Source organism: Arthrobacter echini (assembly GCF_004803505.1).
GTDB classification, from domain to species: domain Bacteria; phylum Actinomycetota; class Actinomycetes; order Actinomycetales; family Micrococcaceae; genus Arthrobacter_D; species Arthrobacter_D echini.
In genome coordinates this window covers 280,250-303,485 of sequence record NZ_SSWH01000003.1, presented here as the reverse complement: position 1 = coordinate 303,485, position 23,236 = coordinate 280,250, and the positions used below count along the sequence as shown (strand labels likewise).

Below are 23,236 nucleotides of genomic sequence, written 5' to 3'. Positions count from 1 at the left end.
ACCTGCACCCAGCAGAAGAGGTGATCCGATGGCTTTGACGCCGGAAGACGTTGTCAACAAGAGATTCCAGCCGACCAAGTTCCGCGAAGGCTACGACCAGGACGAGGTGGACGACTTCCTGGACGAGATCGTCGTCGAGCTGCGCCGCCTGAACCAGGAGAACGAGGAACTGCGCCGCACGGCGGCAGGCGGATCGGCGGATGCGAACGGGGCCGTGCCGGCTCCCGTCAGCGCCGGCGCGCAGACCGCGGGCGTGTCGTCCGCAGGGGCCGATGGCGGTCCGACGACCACCACCGGTGTCGACTCCGTTGCGGTGCAGCCGGTCTCCGAAGCACCCGCGTCCGAGGTGGCCGCTCCGACCACCGCGGACCAGGACACCGCCGACAGCGGAACAACCAGCGCCTCGGCCACCGCAGGGACCTCCGACAGGACCACCGACACTGCCGAGTCCGCGGCCGGTGTCCTCGCCATGGCGCAGCGACTGCACGACGAGTACGTCAACGCCGGCGTCGAGCAGCGCGACAAGATCATCGCCGAGGCGCAGCGCGAGGCCACCACTCTCGTCGACAGCGCCGAGGAGACAAGTCGCAGGACCCTCGGGGCCCTCGAGGAGGACAAGAGCGTCCTGGAACGCAAGGTGGAGCAGCTCCGCGGATTCGAGCGCGACTACCGCTCACGCCTGAAGGACTACATCGAGGGTCAGCTGCGCGATCTCGACGTCACCGGATCCGTCGTCTCGAACACCTCGGCCTCGTAGAGGGCGACCCCTCCGGTCGACAGCAGCCACGCGAAGGGTCGGTCTCCGGGCATGTCCCGGCGACCGACCCTTCCGCCGTCCCGACCTCCGGGCACGGCGACCCGGCATCCCTACCCTGGAGGACCAGTGACCCAGAACCCCTTCGCGCAGGACGGCGCCGACGACGGACCCCCGACGGCACCACGGGCCGGGACCGGGGCCACCGCCGCTGACGGCCGCGGCAGCAGGCGCTCCGTGCCGAAGCGTCACGGGCTCGTGCTCGTCCTGTGTACTCTCGTGATCTACCTCCTCGATCAGCTCACGAAGTGGTGGGTGGTCTCCGCCATGGACGAGGGTGACGTGATCCCGGTGCTGCCGCCACTGCTGAGCTGGCGTTTCATCCGCAACCCCGGAGCCGCGTTCTCGATCGGCACCGACTACACCTGGGTCTTCACCATCATCATGGTCCTCGTCTCGGTCGCGATCGTCCTCCAGGTCCGCAGGGTCGCATCCTGGCTCTGGGCGGTGGCACTCGGGCTCGTCCTCGGGGGTGCGCTCGGCAATCTCACCGACCGATTGTTCAGGGAGCCCTCCTTCGGACAGGGCCACGTGGTGGACTTCATCGCGCTGCCGAACTTCGCGATCTTCAACATCGCGGACTCCGCCGTCGTCTGCGGCGTGGTACTGATCGTCCTGCAGACGCTGCGCGGTATCGACCCGGACGGCGGCCGGAAGGCGAAGGACGAAGCTGCCGTCGGCGACGTCGGTGACGTCGGGACGCCCGGGCAGCAGCGCCGTGATCACGGTGAGAGCAGTGACGATGAGCAGTGACCGGATCGTCATCGACGAGGCGGATGCAGGAGAGCGCCTGGACTCCGTCCTCGCCCGCCTGCTCGGCGTCTCCCGCTCCGCCGTCGCCCAGTGGTGCGCCGACGGACGGGTGCTGCGCGACGGCGAGCGCCTCGTGAAGTCCGACCGGGTCAGGGCGGGGGACCGGATCGACGTCGATGTCCCCGACCCGGCGGACGGGCACCGGGTGATCCCGGAGGCCGTGGACGGCATGGGGATCCTGCTCGACGACGAGGACTTCGTCGTCGTCGACAAGCCCGTCGGCGTTGCCGCGCACCCGTCGCCGGGATGGGTGGGGCCGACCGTCGTGGGTGCCCTTGCCGCCGCCGGGTGCCGGATCGCCACCTCCGGTGCTCCCGAGCGGGCCGGCATCGTCCACCGGCTCGACGTCGGTACGTCGGGGGCGATGGTCGTCGCCAAGACGGAGAGGGCCTACACGGCGCTCAAGCAGGCCTTCAGGGAACGGACGGTGGACAAGGTCTACCACGCCGTCGTCCAGGGATTACCGGAACCGCTCAGGGGCACCATCGATGCGCCCATCGGGCGCCACCCCCACCACGAGTGGCGTTTCGCCGTGATGGAGGGCGGGCGGGACTCGCGCACCCACTACGAGGTCCTGGAGGCCTTCGGCCGTGCGAGTCTCGTGGAGGTCCACCTGGAGACGGGCAGGACACACCAGATCCGGGTGCACTTCTCCGCCCTGCACCACCCCTGCGCGGGGGACCTGACCTACGGAGCCGATCCGCGGCTCGCCGCCGAGCTCGGGCTCACGCGGCAGTGGCTGCACGCCCACGAGCTCGGCTTCGTGCACCCCCGGACCGGGGAACAGGTGAGAGTCACGAGCGGCTACCCGGTGGATCTCGCCTACGCGCTCATGGCGCTGTCGGAGGGGCTCGTCTGAGGAACCGTCCGGGGAGCGGTCCCAGGGCGAGCAGCACTAGACTTGCTCCGTGGCTACTCCAGCATCACCCGATTCCTTCGTCCATCTCCACAACCACACCGAGTACTCGATGCTCGACGGCGCGGCCCGGCTGACCGATCTCTTCAGCCACACCGAGGAACTCGGGATGACGGCCCTGGCCACCACGGACCACGGGTTCGTCTTCGGCGCCTTCGACTTCTGGAACAAGGCCACCACGGCCGGTATCAAGCCGATCATCGGCGTCGAGGCCTATCTCACCCCGGGAACCGCGCGCGGTGACCGGACCCGGGTGAAGTGGGGCGGGGGAGGGCGCGACGACGTCTCCGGTGCCGGTGCGTACACCCATATGACCCTCTGGTCCGAGACCACGGGCGGCATGCACAACCTCTTCCGCATGTCCTCGCTCGCCTCCCTCGAGGGCTACCTCTACAAACCGCGCATGGACCGGGATCTGCTGCAGACCTACGGGAAGGGCCTCATCGCGACCACGGGGTGTCCCTCGGGGGAGGTGCAGACCAAGCTCAGGCTCGGACTGTACGACGAGGCGAAGCAGGCCGCCTCCGACTTCCGGGACATCTTCGGCGCGGAGAACTACTTCTGCGAGCTGATGGATCACGGGCTGGACATCGAGCGGAACGTCAAGGCGGACCTGATCCGGCTCGCGAAGGAGCTCGGCCTGCCGCTCGTCGCCACCAACGACCTCCACTACACGCACGCCGAGGACTCGAAGGCGCACGAGGCTCTTCTGTGCGTGCAGTCCGGGTCCACGCTGGCCGATCCGAAGCGCTTCAAGTTCGACACCAACGAGTTCTACCTGAAGTCGCCCGCCGAGATGCGGGCCATCTTCCGCGACCACCCCGAGGCGTGCGACAACACGCTGCTCATCGCCGAGCGGTGCGACGTCGAGTTCAACACCAAGGCCAACTACATGCCGCGCTTCCCCGTACCCGAGGGGGAGAACGAGCAGTCCTGGTTCGTCAAGGAGGTCGAGACGGGGCTGCACTACCGGTACCCCGCCGGCGTGCCCGACGACGTCCGCAGGCAGGCCGAGTTCGAGGTGGGTGTCATCACCCAGATGGGCTTCCCCGGCTACTTCCTCGTGGTCGCCGACTTCATCAACTGGGCCAAGGACAACGGGATCCGGGTCGGTCCCGGGCGCGGCTCGGGTGCCGGGTCCATGGTGGCCTACGCCATGCGCATCACCGATCTCGACCCCCTGAAGCACGGACTGATCTTCGAGCGCTTCCTGAACCCCGAGCGCGTGTCCATGCCCGACTTCGACGTCGACTTCGATGATCGGCGCCGCTCCGAGGTCATCCGCTACGTGACCGAGAAGTACGGCGACGAGCGCGTGGCCATGATCGTCACCTACGGCACCATCAAGGCGAAGCAGGCACTCAAGGACTCCTCGCGCGTCATGGGCTACCCGTTCTCCACGGGAGAGCGCCTCACCAAGGCGATGCCGCCGGACGTGATGGGCAAGGGACTGGCCCTGGCCGACGTGCACAACAGGGAGGCCAAGCGCTACTCCGAGGCCGAGGAACTGCGCGAGCTCCTGCGGACCGACGCCGAGTCCGAGAAGGTGTTCGAGACCGCGCTCGGGCTCGAGGGGCTCAAGCGCCAGTGGGGTGTCCACGCCGCCGGTGTGATCATGTCCTCCGACCCGCTGATCGACATCATCCCGATCATGCGCCGTGAGCAGGACGGCCAGATCATCACCCAGTTCGACTACCCGACGTGCGAGGGCCTCGGCCTGATCAAGATGGACTTCCTCGGGCTGCGGAACCTGACGATCATCACGGACGCTGTGGAGAACATCCTCGCCAACAAGGGCGAGGACCTCGTCCTCGAGGACCTCGAACTCGACGACACGGCATCCTACGAACTCTTGGCCCGCGGTGACACGCTCGGCGTCTTCCAGCTCGACGGCGGCCCCATGCGCTCCCTGCTCAAGCTCATGCGCCCCGACAACTTCGAGGACATCTCCGCCGTCCTGGCGCTGTACCGGCCGGGGCCCATGGGCGTGAACTCGCACACGAACTACGCCCTGCGGAAGAACGGCCTGCAGGAGATCGAGCCGATCCACCCCGAACTCGAGGGCCCGCTCGAGGAGATCCTCGGTGGCACCTACGGCCTGATCGTATACCAGGAGCAGGTGATGAGCGCCGCGCAGAAGCTGGCGAACTTCACGCTCGGCCAGGCGGACATGCTCCGCCGCGCCATGGGCAAGAAGAAGAAGTCCGAGCTGGACAAGCAGCAGGCCGACTTCTTCGCCGGCATGAAGGCCAACGGCTACTCGCAGGCCGCGATGGACAAACTGTGGACCGTGCTCGAGTCCTTCTCGGACTACGCCTTCAACAAGGCCCACACCGCGGCCTACGGTCTGGTCTCCTACTGGACGGCCTACCTCAAGGCCCACTACCCCGCGGAGTACATGGCCGCCCTACTGACGAGCGTGGGCGATGACAAGGACAAGCTCGCCGTCTACCTCAACGAGTGCCGCCGCATGGGCATAACCGTCCTGCCGCCGGACGTGAACGAGTCGAGCGTGGACTTCACCCCGGTCGGCAGGGACATCCGCTTCGGCATGGGAGCCATCCGCAACGTGGGCGCGAACGTGGTGGGGGCCATGGTGGGCGCGCGGAATGAGCTGGGTGCCTTCACCTCGTTCGGCGATTTCCTGCAGAAGGTACCCGCCGTCGTCTGCAACAAGCGCACCATCGAATCCCTGATCAAGGCCGGTGCCTTCGACTCCCTGAGGCATCCCCGCCGGGCGCTGGCGATGATCCACGAGGAGGCCGTGGACTCGGTGATCGTCCTCAAGCGCAACGAGGCCGCGAACCAGTTCGACCTGTTCAGCGCCTTCGACGACGGACCGGGCTCGGTGGGTTCCCTGTCCGTGGAGGTGCCCGATCTCCCGGAGTGGGACAAGAAGGACAAGCTCTCCTTCGAGCGCGACATGCTGGGTCTCTACGTCTCCGACCACCCGCTGCAGGGGCTGGAGGGAATCCTCTCCCAGCACGCCGACTCCGCCATCACGTCGATCGTCGGGGAGGAGGGCCCTCCCGACGGCGCGACCGTCACGATCGCAGGCATGATCACCTCACTGCAGCGCAGGATCGCCAAGAACAGCGGCAACGCGTACGCGCGCGCCGAGATCGAGGACCTGGCCGGGTCCATGGAGGTCATGTTCTTCGGGCAGGTGTACGGTCCCATCTCCGGGGTCCTCGCGGAGGACCTCATCGTGGTGGTGCGCGGCCGCCTGCAACGGCGCGACGACGGCGCGGTCATGCTCAACGCGCAGGAACTCACGGTGCCGGATCTCAGCAGTGGGCACTCGGGACCCGTGGTCATCTCCATGGCACAGCACAAGGCCACCGAGAGCGCGGTGAGCGCGCTCGGTGATGTGCTGCGGACGCACCCGGGCACCAGCGAGGTCCTGATCCGGCTCAACAGCTCACGCACGGTGGAGATCATGAAGCTGGGGGTGGATCTGCGGGTCACCCCCACGCCCGGTCTCTTCGGTGATCTGAAGGTGCTGCTGGGCCCCGCCTGCCTGGACGCATGACGAGCGCGCGCAGGAGGCGCAATCGCGGCGCCGGCGCCCGGACGGGCGCGGTCGACGGTGGGACCACGCACGTCAGCCGGAGCCCGGACACGGCAGCCTCCACCTACCCGCCGCCCGTCTACCCGCCGCCCGTCTACCCGCCGTCCGTCTACCCGCCGTCCGTCTATTCGCCGGCCGAGGACCGGCGGTCGGCACCGCCGGCCGGCGTGCTGTGGTGGCTCGGCTCCACCATCCTTCTCGGGGTCCTCGTCGGCGTGACATGGTGGCTCCTGGCTCCCACCGGACGGATCTTCGGCGACCCCACCGTCTCCACCCAATGGGTGCTGCGGGATCTGGCCTTCGCCGGATTGGAGCTGGTGGCCGGAGTCACGATCGGCGTCGTCCTCGCCCTGCGGCTCTCGCTCCCGGCGGTCGTGCCTCGGATCACGGCGGCGCTCGGAGGATCCGTCATCGGCTCGCTCCTGGCCCTCGGGGTCGGGCAGGGACTGGCCTCCCTCCTCGGCCCGGACGGTCGGGTGGGACTACCCGGTTCCGACTTCGCCCTGGCCTCCTACGGCGCGCTCGCCATCTGGCCCGCCACGACGGCGATCGTCGTCTTCGTCGTCGCCCTGATCGGTCTGGCCCGCCGCCGGTCCTGACCCGGGGACGCACGCCCGGTGATCGGTGCCGGGTGTGCGGGTAGGAACCCTGTGCGGCAGGGCGAGGCCCGGTAGACTTCCGGGGTGACTCACACGGCCAGTGCCACCGCCCTCGACTTCCGGACCATCGACCTGCGCGGTCATTCACTGGCTCCGGCGGAGCTGAAGCAGGCCATGCCGCGTGCTGCTGCCGATGCCGGGTCCGCCGAGCCCGCCGTGCAGGCGATCATCGACGAGGTCAGAGCAGGCGGGTTCGCTGCCCTGCGCTCCCTCGCCCTGCGCTTCGACGGCGTGGACCGGGAGCACCCCCGCGTGCCCAGGGACGTCATCGACGCCGCCACCGATGCGCTGGACGACGACGTACGGACGGCACTGCAGGAAGCCATCCGCCGTGCACGCCTGTTCGCCGAAGCCCAGCTCCCGCAGGCCGTCGACGTGGAACTGGCACCCGGGGCGCGGCTCACCCAGACGTGGGTCGCGGTGGACCGGGTAGGGCTCTACGTTCCCGGCGGCCTGGCCGTGTACCCGTCCTCGGTCGTGATGAACGTGGTGCCGGCGCAGGCCGCCGGCGTCGGGTCGATCGCCCTGGCCTCACCACCGCAGCAGGAGCACGGCGGATGGCCGCATCCTGTGATCCTCGCGGCGGCGTCGATGCTCGGCGTCACCGAGGTGTACGCGATGGGCGGAGCCCAGGCCGTGGCCGCCCTCGCCCACGGCATCGAGGACGAACCCGGTGCCGGCGGCCGGATCGACCCCGTGGACGTGATCACGGGCCCGGGGAACGTGTTCGTGGCGACCGCCAAGCGCCTCGTCAGGGGCAGGGTGGGCATAGACTCCGAGGCCGGCACCACGGAGATCGCGATCCTCGCCGACGCGAGCGCCGACGCCGATCTCGTGGCGGCCGACCTCGTGAGCCAGGCCGAACACGATCCGCAGGCCGCGTCGGTGCTCGTGACCGATTCCGTCGAGCTCGCCGCCGCCGTCCGCGCCGCCCTGCACTCACGCGTGGCACGCACCCGTCACGCCGAGCGCGTGCGCACCGCGCTGTCCGGGCCGCAGTCCGGTGTGCTGCTGGTCGACGACCTCGAGGCCGGTATCGCGGTGTGCGATGCGTACGCCGCGGAACACCTGGAGATCCATACGCTCGACGCCGGGCTCGTGGCCCGCCGGATACGCAACGCAGGGGCCATCTTCATCGGTGCGTACAGCCCGGTCAGCCTCGGGGACTACTGCGCCGGATCGAACCACGTGCTGCCCACCGGCGGGACGGCAGCCTTCGCCTCGGGACTGAACGTGACGACCTTCCTCCGGGCGGTCCAGCTGATCGACTACGACCGCGCCGCCCTCCAGGAGGTCTCCTCGTCGATCATCACCCTGGCCGAGGCGGAGAATCTCCCGGCGCACGGCGAGGCCGTCTCCGCCCGCTTCCGCGCCGGGGACGACGAGGCCCTTCCGGAGACCGGGACCGGCGCCGAACGACCGCGCTGAATGACAGTGTTGTAGTTCGGTTGCCCGGGGTTCTAAACTGACATGAGAGACCGGATCGAGCTGAGGTGGTGCCGTGTACTGTCCGTACTGCCGCAATCCCGATTCCAGGGTGGTGGACAGCCGTCTGGCCGACGACGGCTCGGCCATTCGCCGCCGCCGTCAGTGCCCCCACTGCGGTCGGCGCTTCAGCACCGTCGAGACCACGAGCCTCAGCGTCGTCAAACGCTCCGGGGCGTCCGAACCGTTCAGCAGGTCGAAGATCATCAACGGCGTTCGCAAGGCGTGTCAGGGCCGCCCCGTCACCGAGGACGATCTGGCCCTGCTGGCACAGGAGGTCGAGGAGAACATCCGTGCCAGCGGGGTCGCCGAGATCGACGCGCACGAGGTGGGGCTGGCCATCCTCGAACCACTGCGAAGGCTCGATCAGATCGCGTACCTGCGTTTCGCCAGTGTGTACCGGGGCTTCGAGTCCCTGGAGGACTTCGAGGAAGCCATCGACGCACTGCGCCGGCAGAACGAGGACGCGGGCCGCGTACCCACCGGAGCGCAGCGCCCACTGACCGCGCGCTAGCACCTCCGGCGGGCACTCACTACTCGTCCTGCTCGACCACCAGTGCGGCCTGGAGTGCCGCGCCCACGATACCGGCGTGGTTCTTCAGCTGGGCCACCATGATCGGCGTCCGCAGGTCGAGCAGGGGCAGGTACTCGTTGCCACGCTTGGAGATGCCGCCCCCGACGATGAACAGCTCGGGCGAGAAGAGGAACTCGACGTGGGAGAAGTAGCGCTGCAGGCGCACCGCGTAGTCCTCCCAGCTGATGCCGTCGCGTTCGCGTGCCACTGCGGAGGCCTTCGTCTCGGCGTCGTGCCCGTCGATCTCCAGGTGCCCCAGTTCGGCGTTGGGCACGAGCTTGCCGTCGAAGATGAACGCCGAGCCGATGCCGGTGCCGAGGGTGATCACGAGAACGGTGCCCTTCCTGCCCTTGCCCGCGCCGTACCGGACCTCGGCGAGACCCGCTGCGTCGGCGTCGTTCATGACGCGCACCTCGCGTCCGAGCACCTCGGTGAAGAGGGCGTCGACGTCGGTGTCGACCCAGCTCTTGTCGACATTCGCCGCGGACCGCGCCACGCCGTGCTGGATGATCGCGGGGAACGTGACGCCCACCGGACCGTCCGCGTCAGGAGCCTCCGGACGCGACGAGAGTTCGACGACGATCTGGCGGACCACCTCGGCGACGGCTTCCGGCGTGGCGGGCTGGGGTGTCGGGATGCGGTAGCGATCACCGATCATGGAGCCCTTCTCGAGGTCCACGATGCCGCCCTTGATGCCCGTTCCGCCGATATCGACGCCGATGACCGATCCCGGGAGCTTCGCCGATTTCTTCTTGCCCGTGTGCTTGGCCATGTCTGCCCCTCATGATGTGTCGGTGCGTGCCGGAATGGATGTGACGTGCGGAGCCCGCCGGGCGGGGTCCGCACCGCTGTGCCGTGCTAGGGAAGAGTCAGGACCTCGGCGCCCTGATCGGTGACGACGAGTGTGTGCTCGAACTGCGCGGTCCGCTTCCTGTCCCGCGTGACGACGGTCCAGTCGTCGTCCCACATGGTCCAGTCGATGGTCCCGAGGGTGAGCATCGGTTCGATGGTGAACACCATGCCCGGTTCCATGACGCGTTCGTACGCGGGGGCGGCGTCGTAGTGGGGGATGATGAGTCCGGTGTGGAACGCTTCTCCCACCCCATGTCCGGTGAAGTCGCGCACCACACCGTACCCGAAGCGCCTGGCATAGGACTCGATGGTCCGGCCGATCACATTGATCTGCCGCCCCGGTGCCACCGAGCGGATGGCCCGGTTCAGCGACTCCTCCGTCCGCTCCACGAGGAGCCGGGACTGCTCGTCGACCTCGCCGATGCAGAAGGTGCGGTTGGTGTCCCCGTGCACACCGTCCTTGAACGCCGTGATGTCGATGTTCAGGATGTCGCCCTCGGCGATGACCGTCGAATCGGGGATGCCGTGGCAGATTACCTCGTTCAGGGACGAACACAGGGACTTCGGGAAGCCGCGGTAGCCCAGCGTCGACGGATAGGCGCCGTGGTCGAGGAGGAACTCGTGTCCCACCCGGTCCAGCTCGTCGGTGGTGACCCCGGGCTTCGCATGCCGACCGACCTCGACGATGGCCCGGGCCGCGATCGTGCCCGCCCGGCGGATCCTCTCGATCACCTCGGGCGTCTTCACCTCGGAGCCGGTGAAGGGTTCGGGGGCCTTGCGTCCCACGTACTCGGGCCTCGCGATGTTCCCCGGAACCTTCCGTGGTGGCGAGACGGTCCCCGGGGTCAGGGTCCCGAGGGGAGCGGTTGCTGAAGACTGGGGCATACCCTTGATCCTATAGCGGACCGGAACGGGCAGCCGGAACCCGGCACCGGAGCCGGTCCGTCGGAGCTGGGCGCTGGCCCGTGAGCGGAGGTCGATATGAGCGAGTACTGGTACAACGTGCGCACGCGTGAGGTGGAGGAGGATCGGCAGTCGGACTGGAAGCAGCTGATCGGGCCGTACCCGACCAGGGCCGAGGCGGAGAACGCCCTGCAGAAGGTCCAGGAGCGCAACGAGGCGTGGGACGACGACGGCGGCTGGGGGACCTCCAGGCCCGTGACGGACTAGAAGCTGTGCTCCGGTCCGGGGAACGTCCCGGACCGGACCTCGTCCGCGAAGGTTCGGGCCGCGTCGGAGAGCGTGCCGCGCAGATCCGCGTACTGCTTGACGAACGTCGCTGCCCGCCCGCCCCGCAGTCCCGCCATGTCCTGCCACACCAGGACCTGACCGGTGGTGCCGGATCCGGCCCCGATGCCGATGGTGGGCACCTGCAGGGCCGCGTCGATCTCCCGGGCCACGTCCGCCGGTACCATCTCCATCAGGACACAGAAGGCACCGGCTCCGGCCAGGATCAGCGCGTCGTCCCTGAGGCGCTCCGCGGTCTGGCCACGACCCTGGACACGGTAGCCGCCGAGAGCGTGCTCGCTCTGCGGGGTGAAGCCGATGTGTGCCATCACCGGGATGCCCGCCTTCACGAGAGCGCGCACCGTGTCGGCGTACTGTGCGCTGCCCTCCATCTTGACGGCGTGCACGAGCCCTTCCTTGAGGAGGCGGACGGCGGACTCGACGGCCTGTTCCGCAGAGACCTCGTAGCTGCCGAACGGCAGATCCGCGACCACGAGGGCGCGTCGTGCCGCCAGGCTCACGGTCCGGCTGAACAGGATCATCTCATCGAGCGTGATGGGCAGGGTGGTCGCATGACCCAGGACGTTGTTGGCCGCCGAATCGCCCACGAGCAGCACCTCGACGCCCGCTTCGTCGAAGACCTGCGCGGCGTACTGGTCGTACGCCGTCAGCATGGCGAAGCGCCGGCCCTCGTCCTTGGCCTGCTGCAGATGGTGGAGCCGGATCCTGCCCGGACGCTTCGCAGGGTCGGAGGCGTGGGCGGCGGAACCGGGCGCGGCCACTCCTTCGCCGTAGGGGGCGGGAAGCTCAGCGGAAGTCATGGGATGAGACTAGCGTGCTGCTCCGCGTGTGGCGCAGCTGCTCCCCGGTGCAGCACGCCGGTGGATCGCGGGTCAGTAGAGTATGGATCGCAGGAGGCCTGCGGACGTTCCGTCGTCCGGACCGGCGCGCTGCGGACATCGCACGAGGAAACGGGGTTGGCATGGACCGGCAGCAGGAGTTCGTACTGCGCACCATCGAGGAGCGCGACATCCGCTTCGTCCGGCTGTGGTTCACCGACGTCGTCGGCTCCCTGAAGTCCGTGGCGCTCGCGCCGGCCGAGGTGGAGGGGGCCTTCGAGGAGGGCCTGGGCTTCGACGGATCCTCGATCGAGGGTCTCGCACGGGTGTACGAGTCGGACATGCTGGCCCAGCCGGATCCCTCCACCTTCCAGATCCTGCCGTGGCGTGGCGAGACGGAGCAGACCTCACGCATGTTCTGCGACATCCTGACCCCCGACGGGCAACCGTCCACGGCCGATCCCCGCGGTGTGCTGAAGAAGACCCTCGCCCGGGCGGCCGACATGGGCTTCACCTGCTACACGCACCCGGAGATCGAGTTCTACCTGCTCGAATCGTCCGAGCTCGGACCCGACGGTCAACCCGTGCCCGTGGACGAGGCCGGCTACTTCGATCACGTTCCCGGGGGCGTGGCCCAGGACTTCCGGCGCAGGGCGGTCTCGATGCTCGAGTCGGTCGGCATCTCGGTGGAGTTCAGCCACCACGAGGCAGGCCCGGGCCAGAACGAGATCGACCTGCGGTACGCCGATGCGCTGCAGACCGCCGACAACATCATGACCTTCCGCACCATCATCAAGGAGGTGGCGCTCTCCTCGGGCAGTTACGCCACGTTCATGCCCAAGCCCTTCTCCGAGCATCCCGGGTCCGGGATGCACACGCATTTCTCCCTCTTCGAGGGCGACACCAACGCGTTCTTCGAACCCGGTGCCGAGTTCCAGTTGTCCCGGACCGCGCGTCAGTTCATCGCCGGCATCCTCCGGCACGCACCCGAGTTCACGGCCGTGACGAACCAGTTCGTCAATTCCTACAAGCGCCTGTGGGGCGGTGGCGAAGCACCCAGTCATCTGTCCTGGGGCCACAACAACAGGTCGGCGCTGCTCCGCGTACCGCTCTACAAGCCCAACAAGGACCAGTCGGCCCGCGTCGAGTACCGCGGCATCGATTCCGCGAGCAACCCCTACCTCGCCTACTCGGTGCTGCTCGGGGCGGGTCTGAAGGGGATCGAGGAGGGCTACGAGCTCCCGCCCGCCGCCGAGGAGGACGTCTGGTCCCTCACTCCCGCGGAACGGCGCGCCATGGGCCACGACCCCCTGCCCTCGAGCCTCCACGATGCCATCGGCGTGATGGAGGAGTCCGAACTGGTGGCAGACATCCTGGGGGAGCAGGTCTTCGAGAACTTCCTGCGCAACAAGCGCGCCGAATGGCACGACTACCGCATCGAGGTCACACCCTACGAGCTGCGCCGGAATCTCGGCATTCTCTAGGGGCCGCCAGGACGCCTACCGGGCATCGCTAGGGTTGGTCCATGAGCCTCAACCGCAAGTTGATCACCTACGGCTTCACGGATCTCGAGAAGAGCCGGCGCTTCCTCGAGGCACCCGAGCTCGAGGGGCTGGACGAGGACCGGCTCTTCGAGGGCCTCGCCGTGGCGGCCAACCCCGATCTTGCGCTGCAGTCCCTCGTGCGGCTGCTCGCGGTCGATCGCGGCGCCGTGTCCGCTGCGTTCTCCGACAGCGACCGGCGCGGGCCGCTGTTCACGCTGCTGGGGGCCACCGAGTCGCTCGCCGAGTTCCTCATGCGCCATCCCGAGCATCTCGACGTCGTCCGTGCCGATGCCGGGATCCCGGCATTGGTGGATCCGGCGGCCCTCAGGGAGCAGCTGCTCCGGGAGGTCGACGCCGACCCGACCCAGGACAATCCCGTGGCGGGACGGCACGGTGTCGAGGCCCATCGCGCCCTGCGCGTCCTGTACCGGAGGCTGGTCACGGATCTCGCGGTCCGCGATCTGTGCCACAGCAGCCCGGAGGACTACCTGCCCGTCGTCGCACGTGAACTCGCGGACCTCGCGGCCGCTGCGCTCGAGGCCTCCCTCGCCGTCGCACGGGCGGATCTCGGTGCGGTCTACCCGGTGGAGACGGTGGCGCAGGTCAAGCTCGCGGTCATCGCGATGGGCAAGTGCGGCGCGCGGGAACTGAACTACATCTCCGACGTGGACGTGGTCTACGTCGTCGAGGGCGATGACCTCGACGAGACGATGCTGACGCGGATCGGGACAGGACTGGCCACGGCCATGGCGCGCGGCGTCTACTCGCCCGGACCGGAGCCGGCACTCTGGGAGGTCGATGCGAACCTGCGCCCGGAGGGCAAGGACGGCCAGCTCGTCCGCACACTCGAATCCCATGTCTCCTACTACGAGCGGTGGGCGAAGACCTGGGAGTTCCAGGCCCTGCTCAAGGCCAGGGCCGTGGCGGGAGACCCCGGACTGGGTGAGCGCTACGAGGGCGCGATCGCGCCGTTCGTCTGGACGTCCTCGCAGCACGAGGGTTTCGTCGATGCAGTCCGTGCGATGCGCCGCCGCGTGACGGAGAACATCCCGCCCACCGAGCAGAATCGCCAGCTCAAGCTCGGGCGCGGAGGCCTGCGCGACGTCGAGTTCACCGTGCAGCTGCTCCAGCTGGTCCATGGCAGGCTCGACGACTCGATCCGGGCCAGGGACACCGTCTCGGCGATCGCCGCGCTCAGTGCTGCCGGGTACGTGGGCCGGTCGGACGCGCGCGACCTCGACGACGCCTACCGCTACCTCCGCGTCCTCGAGCACCGGATCCAGCTCGTACAGATGCGCAGGACCCACCTGATGCCCGACGACGACGCCTCGCTGCGAGCCCTCGCGCGATCCTCGGAGGGGACCGTGGTCATGGTCCGGCCGAGCGGGCAGCATCTTCAGGAGAAATGGCAGCGCACCCGCAGACTCGTCGGACGGCTCCACGAGAGGATCTTCTACCGGCCGCTGCTCAACAACGCCGCCACGCTCAAACCCGAGGACGTGCAGCTGACGGACGAGGCCGCCCAGGCCCGTCTGGCCGCCCTCGGCTACCAGGACCCCCGGGGTGCGATGCAGCACATCGGGGCGCTCACCAAGGGCCTGCGCCGGCGTGCCCTGCTGCAGCGGCAGCTGCTGCCGATCCTGTTGGCGTGGTTCGCCGACGGGGTCGACCCGGACGCCGGTCTCCTCGGCTTCCGTCGACTCAGCGAATCCCTCGGTGACAGCCCGTGGTACCTCGGGATGCTCAGGGATTCCAACGCCGCGGCGGAACGGCTCAGTGCCGTTCTGTCCAGCAGCCGGTTCATCACCGATCTGCTGGAGGTCTCGCCCGAGTCGACGCGGTGGCTGGGCTCGGACGACGCCCTCGTCCCCGAGTCCTTCGACGCCCAGTGGCAGGAGATCCACTCCATGATGTCGCGGCATCCCGAGCCCGCGGAGGCCATCCGGCTGATCCGGCTCATGCGTCGTCGCGAGCTGCTGCGGATCGCCATCGCCGACAGCGCCGGGCTGCTGACCCAGACGGAGGTCGGCCGGGCCCTGTCCGACACCGACCGCGCAGCGATCCTGGGAGCCCTGCACGTGGCCGAGAAGCAGCTGTTCGCCGATGAGGAGCAACTCACGCACGTCGTGGTCGTCGCCATGGGACGCCAGGGCGGCCGCGAGATCACCTACGGGTCCGATGCCGACGTCATCTACGTCCACCGCCCGCTTCCCGACGCCGATGCCGCTGCCGCGCAGAGGCAGGCGGAGTGGATCGTCAACCGTCTGGCCGCGCTCCTGACCCAGCAGACCGGCTCGCCCGTCCTCGCCGAGCGTCCGCTGGAGATCGACGCGGCGCTACGCCCGGAGGGCAAGCAGGGGGTGATCGTGCGGTCCCTGGACTCGTATCGCGAGTACTACCGGCGCTGGTCGGTCGTCTGGGAGGCACAGGCCCTGCTGCGGGCGCGTCCGCTCGCCGGGGACGACGATCTCGCCGCCGACTTCCTCGCTCTGATCCAGGACGTGCGCTATCCCGAGGAGCTCCGCCCGGCCGATCTGCGGGAGATCCGGCGGATCAAGGCTCGCGTCGAGGCCGAGCGGCTCCCGCGTGGCGCCGATCCGTCCCGGCACCTCAAGCTGGGCAGGGGAGCGCTCAGCGACGTCGAATGGCTCGTCCAGCTCCTGCAGTTGCAGCACGCGCACGCCGATCCTGCCCTCCGGGTGCAGTCCACGCTCTCGGCGCTCGATGCGATAGCTGCCGCAGGTCTGCTGCCCGAGGAGGACGTGCGGGTCCTTCGGGCCGGCTGGAGCCTGGCCACTCGCATTCGCGCGGCGATCGTCATCTGGAGCGGACGCGCCTCGGATCTGCTGCCGTCCTCGCGCCGCGATCTCGAGGCCGTGGCGCGCTGGTGCGGTTACGGACCAGGACGGGGGGCCGATCTCGAGGAGGACTATCTCAGGCTGACGCGGCGGAGCAGGGCGATCTTCGAGCGGCACTTCTACGGGCAGTGACGCGCAGGCCCTTGTCGTCGGGGCGCGCCTTGGTCGTCGGGCTGCGCCGATCCCACTCGCCGGCGGTGGACTCCGGGAGGGAACGGTCGATCCCGCGGCTGAGGCGCGAGGCGTGGGATCCTGCACCACCGAGCACAGAACGACGGCGGCCGCCCGCGTGGGGAACCGCCGTCGTCCGACCGATCGGCGGGACACCTGCCGCCCCGGATGATGCAGCTACACGCCGTAGTAGAGCTCGAACTCGTACGGGTTCGGACGCAGTGCCAGGGGCAGGATCTCCATCTCGCGCTTGTACTCGATCCACGTGTCGATCAGATCCTGCGTGAAGACGCCGCCGGCCTGCAGGAACTCGTTGTCCTCCTCCAGCGCCAGGAGCGCCTCCTCGAGGGAGCCGGGAGCCTTCTGGATGTCCCTGGCTTCCTCCGGGGGCAGCTCGTAGAGGTCCTTGTCGATCGGGTCCGCGGGTTCTATGCGGTTCTTGATCCCGTCCAGACCGGCCATGAGCTGGGCTGCGAACGCGAGGTAGGGGTTCGACGACGCGTCCGGCGCACGGAACTCCAGGCGCTTGGCCTTCGGATTCGACCCGGTGATCGGGATGCGGATACCGGCCGAGCGGTTGCCCTGCGAGTACACCATGTTGATCGGTGCCTCGAAGCCCTTGACGAGGCGGCGGTAGGAGTTGACCGTCGGATTCGTGAAGGCCAGGACGGCCGAGGCGTGCTTGAGCAACCCTCCGATGTACCAGCGGGCGACGTCGGACAACCCGGCGTAGCCGCGCTCGTCGTAGAACAGCGGCTCGCCACCGGTCCACAGGGACTGGTGACAGTGCATGCCCGAACCGTTGTCGTTGAAGACGGGCTTCGGCATGAAGGTCGCCGACTTGCCCCACGCGTCCGAGACGTTCTTCACGATGTACTTGAACTTCTGCAGATCGTCCGCGGCGTGCGTCATGGTGGTGAAGCGGTAGTTGATCTCGGCCTGGCCCGCGCCGCCCACCTCGTGATGGGAGCGCTCCACCTCGAGGCCCGCACGGTCCAGCTCCACGCAGATCGCATCGCGCAGATCGGCCTGCTTGTCCACGGGAGCCACGGGGAAGTAGCCGCCCTTGAAGGGCGTCTTGTTGCCGAGGTTCCCGCCGGTCTCCTCGCGCCCGCTGTTCCATGGGGCCTCGACGGAATCCACCTTGTAGAAGCTGCCCTGCGGCGCCGACTCGTACTGGACGTTGTCGAAGATGAAGAACTCCGCCTCGGACGCGAAGAAGGCGGTATCGGCCACACCACTGGAGGTCAGGTAGGCTTCGGCACGCTCGGCGACGCTGCGCGGGTCCCGGTGGTAGGGATCGCCCGTTCGCGGGTTCACGATGGAGAAGTTCAGGGCCAGCGTCTTCTCGATCCGGAACGGGTCCACGTACGCCGTGGTCACATCGGGGATGAGCTGCATGTCCGATTCCGCGATGCCCTGGAAGCCGCGGATGGAGGACGCGTCGAACAGCTGCCCATGGATGAAGAAGTCGGCGTCGACCGACTTCGCCGGAACATTGAAGTGCTGCTGCACCCCGGGAAGATCGGTGAATCGGATATCGACGAATCTGACGTCTTCGTCGGCAATGAACGAGAGGACCTCGTCGGCGTTCTTGAACATCTGGGCAAGCTCCTTACGCAGGGATGGGAAGGGATGGGAAGCGTCCGTTGCAACTGCAGGAGCCGTCAGTTTCCCACCCGTGTCGCCATTGTTTCCGCAACGTCAATTGAGGACAGGTGCGCTTCACAGCCTAGCGCGTCCGGGCCGTCGACTCCTGCCGCAGCAGCTGCGGCAGGTAGGCTGTCAGGCGTGGTGAACAGGAGCGACATCGGATCGTGGATGGAGGGACCCCCGCCGTCGGGCAGCCAGGAATGGCCGGGTCAGCGACTGGGACGACCCGCATCAGGCCCCGGTTCCATTGCTCGTTTCGGCCCGCGCGCTGCCGCCCTCGTGATCGACTGGGCCATCTGCTCGCTGCTCTCGGCGGCCTTCTTCGACTACGACGGCGTCGCCACCCTGCTGATCTTCCTCACGGAGCAGATCCTGCTCGTCGGCTTCTTCGGCTACAGCATCGGTCACCGCGCCCTCCGCATGCAGGTCCAGACCCTGGACGGCAAGCCGGCGGGGTACCTGACGGCGCTGATCCGCAGCGTTCTGTTGTGCCTGGTGGTCCCGCCCCTCATCATCGACATCGACCAGCGCGGTCTTCACGACCGCGTGCGCGCCACGGGCCTGTTCCGGATCTGACGCATCCCGCATCCTCCGGAGCCGGAACAGTCTCCACTCGGCAGCGACGAAGCCCCCTCCAGCCGGAGGGGGCTTCGTCGCTGGACCGTCGGAGTTCCAGGCCCCGGTCGAAAGGATCGTCGGTCGAAAGGATCGTCGCGGGTCAGCGACCGCGCATCGCCTTCCGGTCAGGGCGCGCCCTGAACGGATCCACGCCCTTGGGGATCGGCAGCTTGGTGCCGAGCGCCGTGAGGCGTTTGTCGACGGCATGGACTTCCTGCTTCGTCAGTGTCTTCTTCAACTTCTGCACGGTCCTGGGCACCTTCGCCAGGGACACCTGATTCTCGTTCCGGCCCGATTCGATCACGTGCACCGGGACATTGGGGATGATGCGCGCCATCTTTCGCTTCTCGCCGTCGATCAGCTGCTTGACCCGTGTCGACGGACCCTCCGAGACGAGGATGACGCCGGGGCGCCCGATCACCCGGAACACCGCGTCCTGCGTACGGGGATTGACCGCCACCGGCTGTTCCTTGAGGATCCAGCCGCGACGGAGCACACTCAGTGCCGCCCCTGCCGCTCCGGGCTTCCCCTCGATCTGGGAGAACGCCGCGCGCTCGGCCCGGCGCGACAGGATGAAGATCGCCGCGAGGAACGCGAGCGGTATCGCGATGATGAGCAGGGTGATCACGTTGTCGATCAACAGACCGATCAGCAGACCGAGGGCGATGATGCCGACGACGGCCAGGATCATGAACCAGACCACAGCGGGGTCGTTGCGGCGGGTCATCCTGAAGACTTCGACGATCTGCTTCGTCCGGCCGGTCTTCTTCGGTCCCTTCCCGGCCTTGGGCTTCCTGGAGAAGGGACGGCGCTTGGGCGTGGGGGTTCCGGCTGGATCGATCGCGTGTGACATAGTCCTTCGATTCTACGACATGACCCCGGGTGGACTGCGGCGCGGAGGGTGCCCCGCCGACCGCCCTACCCCGCGAGGAGCGAGGATGCCTCCTGGACGGCTGACCCCGGATCGTCGAGGTGGGCCAGTTCCGCCGGCAGGTCCAGCCCCTTCCTGCGCATGGCCCGCGCCCAGAGCCGCCCGGCGCGGTACGAGGATCGGACGAGGGGGCCGCTCATCACACCCAGGAAACCGATCTTCTCGGCCTCCTCGCTGAGCTCGACGAATTCGCCCGGCTTCACCCAGCGGTCCACCGGGAGGTGTCGCTCGCTCGGGCGCAGGTACTGGGTGATGGTGATGAGATCGCACCCGGCCTCGTGGAGGTCGCGCAGCGCCTCGGAGATCTCCTCGCGGGTCTCACCCATACCGAGGATGAGATTGGACTTCGTCACCATGCCGCGATCACGGCCCTGGGTGATCACGTCGAGCGAGCGCTCGTACCGGAACGCAGGACGGATCCGCTTGAAGATGCGCGGCACCGTCTCGACGTTGTGCGCGAAGACCTCGGGCGCGGAGTCGCAGATCGCCTCGATGTGCTCCGCGCGACCGGAGAAGTCCGGGATCAGGATCTCGACGCCCGTTCCGGGGTTCATGCTGTGGATCTGCCGGATGGTCTCCGCGTACAGCCAGACGCCCTCGTCGGGCAGATCGTCCCGTGCCACACCGGTGACCGTCGCGTACCGGAGGTTCATCGATCGCACGGACTGCGCCACCTTGAACGGTTCACTGCGGTCCAGCGGTTGAGGCTTCCCGGTGTCGATCTGGCAGAAGTCGCATCTCCTGGTGCACTCGGACCCGCCGATCAGGAAGGTGGCTTCCCGGTCCTCCCAGCACTCGAAGATGTTGGGGCACCCGGCTTCCTCGCAGACGGTGTGCAGTCCCTCCTGCTTGACCAGATTCTTCATGGCGATGAACTCGGACCCGATGTTGACCTTCGCCTTCATCCAGTCCGGTTTGCGTTCCACGGGTGTCTGCGCGTTGCGTGCTTCGACACGCAGCAGGCGCCTGCCTTCGGGTGCAAGGCTCACAGGAGAGCTCCTTCTGAGGTCGTGTCGGAGTTGGTACGGGGGAGTGGCCGGGGCTGTGCGGTCTCGTCCGGGCCCAGCAGTACGGACTCGTGGGCTTGCAGCGCGGCCTCGATGAGGGGCAGGGCATCCGAGGGGGTGATGGTGCGCCCGCACTCGGCCGAGACGGTGGTGACGCCGGCGTCCGAGATGCCGCAGGGAACGATCTGCCGGAAGGGCGCGAGGTCGTTGCTGCAGTTCAGGGCGAAGCCGTGCATGGTCACCCGGTTCTTGACCCTGATGCCGATCGCGGCGATCTTGCGGTCCGGAGCGTCGGGGGTCGCCTGCATCCAGACCCCGGACCGGCCCTCGATCCTGGTGCCCTCCAGGCCGAAGTGCCGCAGGGTCGAGATGAGGACCTCCTCGAGGACATGGACGTACTCCGCGACGCGGGCCGGGTCGCGCAGAGCGAGGATCGGGTACCCCACCAGTTGCCCCGGACCGTGCCAGGTGAGTTTGCCCCCGCGGTCGACCGGGACCACGGGGGTGCCGTCGAAGGGACGCTCGTGATCCTCCGTCCGTCGACCGGCCGTGTAGACCGGTGTGTGTTCGAGAAGGAGGACCGTGCTCGGTGCCCGCTGGGCGAGGACTTCATCGTGGAGCGTCTCCTGCATCGCCAGGCCCTGTGTGTACTCGACGTAGTCAGGAGCGAGACCGACACGGGAGAGAACGAGAGTCATAGGGCAAGGGTAATCCTGTCGACGGCCTGAGCGAAGCCAGACTCCGGCTGTGCTGGAGTGCCGTGAGCCGAAGGGTCGCCAGAAAGGCGAGGTGACTGCTGTGGATAACGTCCCACGGGCTGCTTCGTGACCTAGAACTGATGCATGAGCGACGACGAGCGGCCCACCGCGGCCGGGCTGAGCGTAGGGCGGCTGCTGGGTGCGGGGGGCTCGTCGTCGGTGTGGCTGGTGGAGGATCGGGACGGGCAGCGGTTCGCCCTGAAGGTGCTGCGCGTACCACGGGAGGACGGCGTCGCGGTTCACGGCGTTCCGTCGGAGGACGGTGCGACGCGGCGTGGTCGGCGGGCCGCGAGGACCGACTCGCTGTACCCCGGCGGTCCCACGGCACCGGACAGGCCGGAGCGCACCCTCGGCGACGTCGGCGGCGCCTCTTCGGCGGACCGGTCCGCCGCCTCAGCCGTCATGTGGCGCGAGCTACGGCTCCTTCTCCGGTTCAGCCATGATCATCTGCTCCGCGTGCACCGGATCGTCGAGACGGATCTGGGGCCGGGGATGCTGATGGACTTCGCGCCCGGCGGTTCCCTCCTCGGACTCCTCACGAGTCGTGGTCCGCTTCCCGTTGCAGAGGTGGTGACGGCGCTGGTGCCGATAGCGCAGGCGCTCGGATATCTGCATGACCAGGGGGCTCTGCACGGAGATGTCACGCCGGGTAACATCCTCTTCGCCAGCGACGGCCGACCATTGCTGGGCGACTTCGGTACGGGCCGGCTCCTGGGCGGTGACCGTCCTTCGTCCGGGGGGACGCCGGGGTTCCTGGATCCGGCGCATCCCGGTTCCTTCGACCCGGGTGTGGACGTCTTCGCCCTCTCGGCGGTGGCCTGGTTCGCGCTCACGGGACGGATACCCGGTCCCACGGACGAGCGGCCGCCGCTGTCGCTGATGGTCCCGGAGGTCCCGGTGCAGCTCATGCGGCTGATCGAGGACGGCCTCAGCTCGGATCGCGACCGCCGGCCCTCCGCGGGCGATTTCGCCCGTACACTGATGCGCGCCGCGACACCGATTCCGGTGGACCTGGTGCCCGCCGTCCACGCCAGCGTGCTCCCCGAACTGCTCACGCGCAGGGCTGGACCCGACCCCGCACCAACCGCTGCGGGACTTCCGGGCCTGGCCGGGAGAAGCAGGGCCCGCCGGACTCCTGCTCGGGCTCCGGGGCGCGCGCGGCAGCGGCCGGGAGAGGCCCCAGCCGGTCGAAGGGTCAGACGCGGCTCCTCCCCGGCCCGGAGGCAGCGGGGCCGACGACCAGGTCTCTCACGTGGCCTTCCCGCGCTCCTGGGCGGGGGTGTCGCACTGCTCCTGCTCATCGCGGGCCTCACGCTGGCGATCGGAGGACGCGGCGCCCCGGCAACCCTTCCCACGGACGCCGGAGCCGATCACGGCGTGGACCAGGGGACGCCCGGACCGGAGCACGCGATTCAGGAGCAGAATGATCCGCTGACAGCTCTCAGCAGGCTCGTGGCAGCCCGCGCCGCAGCATTCGCAGCCGCCGATCCCGCTCTGCTCGCAGACGTCGACGTCGAAGGCTCTCCCGCCATGTCGGCGGACACGGAGGCAGTCGAAGCCCTCGCCGAGGCCGGCAGGAAGCTCGCCGGTCTGTCGATCACGATCCACGGCGCGGCAGTGCTGAGCGACGAGGACCAGGAATTTGTTCCTGCACTCGGTGAGCTTCCGGCTGCAGCTACCGCTCCGGCCACCCAGGTTCGTCTGGTTCGCGCCACGGCTGTGCTGTCCTCCTACACCACAGTACGAACCGTCGACCCGGGTAGGTCCGCGAACGCGTCTGTCCCGAGTGCCGCATCGGATCCCACCATCGCCCAGGGACAGCAGCAGCTGATCTTCGTCCTGTGGAACTCCGGTGCCGGGTGGCGGATCCACTCGGTCCTGTCCCCACCGCAGTGACCCGGCCGCAGGATCGATCCGCTGTGGACGGCACAGCCGGGTCGGTACAC

General features: G+C 68.4%; 19 protein-coding genes. 12 read left to right on the top strand and 7 right to left on the bottom strand.

Translation table 11 applies throughout. The features are described 5' to 3' along the window. Window positions 1-28: 28 nt before the first annotated feature. The 7 genes from E8P82_RS05455 to nrdR all read left to right on the top strand — a co-directional run bounded on the left by E8P82_RS05455 (window position 29) and on the right by nrdR (window position 8,772). Complete coding sequence (locus E8P82_RS05455) at window positions 29-757, top strand: DivIVA domain-containing protein (RefSeq protein WP_136453476.1); 729 nt, start codon at window positions 29-31, stop codon at window positions 755-757. A gap of 234 nt (window positions 758-991) precedes the next feature. Further along, the gene (gene lspA, locus E8P82_RS05450; RefSeq protein ID WP_246020987.1) at window positions 992-1,567 is read left to right on the top strand and encodes a signal peptidase II; all 576 of its coding nucleotides are present in this window, start codon (window positions 992-994) and stop codon (window positions 1,565-1,567) included. Beyond that, window positions 1,557-2,486, top strand: a complete 930-nt coding sequence (locus E8P82_RS05445) for an RluA family pseudouridine synthase (protein WP_136453520.1) — start codon at window positions 1,557-1,559, stop codon at window positions 2,484-2,486. Before lspA ends, E8P82_RS05445 begins: the two co-directional genes overlap by 11 nt. Before the next feature lie 49 nt (window positions 2,487-2,535). Further along, window positions 2,536-6,075, top strand: a complete 3,540-nt coding sequence (dnaE, locus tag E8P82_RS05440) for a DNA polymerase III subunit alpha (RefSeq protein ID WP_281275772.1) — start codon at window positions 2,536-2,538, stop codon at window positions 6,073-6,075. Further along, window positions 6,072-6,713: a hypothetical protein gene (locus E8P82_RS05435; protein ID WP_136453474.1), complete on the top strand. Its 642-nt coding sequence runs from the start codon at window positions 6,072-6,074 to the stop codon at window positions 6,711-6,713. Before dnaE ends, E8P82_RS05435 begins: the two co-directional genes overlap by 4 nt. Window positions 6,714-6,797: 84 nt before the next feature. Next, a complete protein-coding gene (gene hisD / locus E8P82_RS05430) occupies window positions 6,798-8,201 on the top strand; it encodes a histidinol dehydrogenase (protein ID WP_246020972.1) in 1,404 nt (467 codons plus the stop codon). A gap of 73 nt (window positions 8,202-8,274) precedes the next feature. Further along, the gene (nrdR, locus tag E8P82_RS05425; RefSeq protein ID WP_136453473.1) at window positions 8,275-8,772 is read left to right on the top strand and encodes a transcriptional regulator NrdR; all 498 of its coding nucleotides are present in this window, start codon (window positions 8,275-8,277) and stop codon (window positions 8,770-8,772) included. A gap of 19 nt (window positions 8,773-8,791) precedes the next feature. Here the strand turns inward: nrdR and ppgK are convergent, their stop codons facing one another. Together ppgK and map are read right to left on the bottom strand one after the other, a co-directional pair. After that, entirely contained in the window at window positions 8,792-9,604 is an 813-nt protein-coding gene (ppgK, locus tag E8P82_RS05420) for a polyphosphate--glucose phosphotransferase (RefSeq protein WP_136453472.1), read from the bottom strand. Between the two features lie 86 nt (window positions 9,605-9,690). Beyond that, the gene (map, locus tag E8P82_RS05415; protein ID WP_136453471.1) at window positions 9,691-10,569 is read right to left on the bottom strand and encodes a type I methionyl aminopeptidase; all 879 of its coding nucleotides are present in this window, start codon (window positions 10,567-10,569) and stop codon (window positions 9,691-9,693) included. Window positions 10,570-10,665: 96 nt separating this feature from the next. On the opposite strand from map, the gene E8P82_RS05410 reads away from it, so the two are divergent. After that, window positions 10,666-10,854: an SPOR domain-containing protein gene (locus E8P82_RS05410; RefSeq protein WP_136453470.1), complete on the top strand. Its 189-nt coding sequence runs from the start codon at window positions 10,666-10,668 to the stop codon at window positions 10,852-10,854. Here the strand turns inward: E8P82_RS05410 and panB are convergent. After that, window positions 10,851-11,732, bottom strand: coding sequence for a 3-methyl-2-oxobutanoate hydroxymethyltransferase (gene panB / locus E8P82_RS05405; protein ID WP_136453469.1), 882 nt, complete (start codon window positions 11,730-11,732; stop codon window positions 10,851-10,853). The genes E8P82_RS05410 and panB overlap by 4 nt on opposite strands. Before the next feature lie 161 nt (window positions 11,733-11,893). Here panB and glnA (E8P82_RS05400) point away from each other — a divergent pair, with 161 nt between their 5' ends. Together glnA (E8P82_RS05400) and E8P82_RS05395 are read left to right on the top strand one after the other, a co-directional pair. Further along, complete coding sequence (glnA, locus tag E8P82_RS05400; RefSeq protein ID WP_136453468.1) at window positions 11,894-13,234, top strand: type I glutamate--ammonia ligase; 1,341 nt, start codon at window positions 11,894-11,896, stop codon at window positions 13,232-13,234. Window positions 13,235-13,275: 41 nt separating this feature from the next. Then, entirely contained in the window at window positions 13,276-16,284 is a 3,009-nt protein-coding gene (locus E8P82_RS05395; RefSeq protein ID WP_136453467.1) for a bifunctional [glutamine synthetase] adenylyltransferase/[glutamine synthetase]-adenylyl-L-tyrosine phosphorylase, read from the top strand. A gap of 216 nt (window positions 16,285-16,500) precedes the next feature. On the opposite strand, the gene glnA (E8P82_RS05390) is transcribed toward E8P82_RS05395, so the two are convergent. Beyond that, window positions 16,501-17,925 (bottom strand): type I glutamate--ammonia ligase, encoded by a 1,425-nt coding sequence (gene glnA, locus E8P82_RS05390; protein ID WP_136453466.1) that lies wholly within the window; start codon window positions 17,923-17,925, stop codon window positions 16,501-16,503. Between the two features lie 189 nt (window positions 17,926-18,114). On the opposite strand from glnA (E8P82_RS05390), the gene E8P82_RS05385 reads away from it, so the two are divergent. Further along, the gene (locus E8P82_RS05385; RefSeq protein WP_136453465.1) at window positions 18,115-18,552 is read left to right on the top strand and encodes an RDD family protein; all 438 of its coding nucleotides are present in this window, start codon (window positions 18,115-18,117) and stop codon (window positions 18,550-18,552) included. Between the two features lie 142 nt (window positions 18,553-18,694). On the opposite strand, the gene E8P82_RS05380 is transcribed toward E8P82_RS05385, so the two are convergent. From E8P82_RS05380 to lipB, 3 genes are all read right to left on the bottom strand, one after another. Next, on the bottom strand, window positions 18,695-19,447 hold the full coding sequence (locus E8P82_RS05380; protein WP_136453464.1) for a DUF4191 domain-containing protein: 753 nt from the start codon (window positions 19,445-19,447) through the stop codon (window positions 18,695-18,697). Window positions 19,448-19,512: 65 nt separating this feature from the next. Next, entirely contained in the window at window positions 19,513-20,514 is a 1,002-nt protein-coding gene (gene lipA, locus E8P82_RS05375; protein WP_136453463.1) for a lipoyl synthase, read from the bottom strand. Continuing rightward, window positions 20,511-21,230, bottom strand: coding sequence for a lipoyl(octanoyl) transferase LipB (lipB, locus tag E8P82_RS05370; RefSeq protein ID WP_136453462.1), 720 nt, complete (start codon window positions 21,228-21,230; stop codon window positions 20,511-20,513). Before lipB ends, lipA begins: the two co-directional genes overlap by 4 nt. A gap of 144 nt (window positions 21,231-21,374) precedes the next feature. Between lipB and E8P82_RS05365 the strand changes: the two genes are divergently transcribed. After that, entirely contained in the window at window positions 21,375-23,186 is a 1,812-nt protein-coding gene (locus E8P82_RS05365; RefSeq protein ID WP_136453461.1) for a serine/threonine-protein kinase, read from the top strand. Window positions 23,187-23,236: the final 50 nt, after the last annotated feature.